Here is a 513-nt window from a genome sequence, read left to right as displayed (position 1 = left end):
TTTTGCGTTCAGTTTTCGTTGTTTAAGTGTTTATTTAACAACCAACTTAAAAAAATTTAATTTATCTTTTTTAATTTAGTTCTTTTCATTCATCATATCTTAATTCTTCATTTGTAAATCCAATATCTTTTAATTCTTTAAATGAATACGCATAAAATAATTCTTTAGCTGTAAATCCAATATCTTTTAATTCCTTAGCTGTAAATCCAGCAATCTTTAAGTCACGAGGTATAAATCCAGCATCTTTAAATTCCTTAGCTGTAAATCCAGCAGCTTTTAATTCTTTTAATTCTTTTAATTCTTCATATGTCAATTCTTCATCTGTAAATCCAACATCTTTAAATAAATCATCTTTAAATTCCTTAGCTGTAAATCCAATATCTTTTAATTCTTTAACTGTAAATCCATCATCTTTTAATTGTTTAAGTGTATACCCAGCATCTTTTAAATCTTTAGCTGTAAAACCAAGTTGTATTAAATAATTAACTCTAGCCCCTAATTTTTTAAAATCTG

1 pseudogene is annotated in these 513 nt (G+C 25.0%); it reads right to left on the bottom strand.

From position 1 onward, the window contains the following. Positions 1-85: 85 nt before the first annotated feature. Positions 86-513 (bottom strand): annotated as a pseudogene (locus RI01_RS03710) (type IVB secretion system protein DotG/IcmE); the annotation flags it as partial.

Origin of the sequence: Italian clover phyllody phytoplasma str. MA1 (assembly GCF_000300695.1) — a bacterium.
Lineage (GTDB): Bacteria > Bacillota_I > Bacilli_A > Acholeplasmatales > Acholeplasmataceae > Phytoplasma.
The sequence above is the reverse complement of the archived record's forward strand: the minus strand, read 5'-3'. Positions and strand labels throughout refer to the sequence as shown.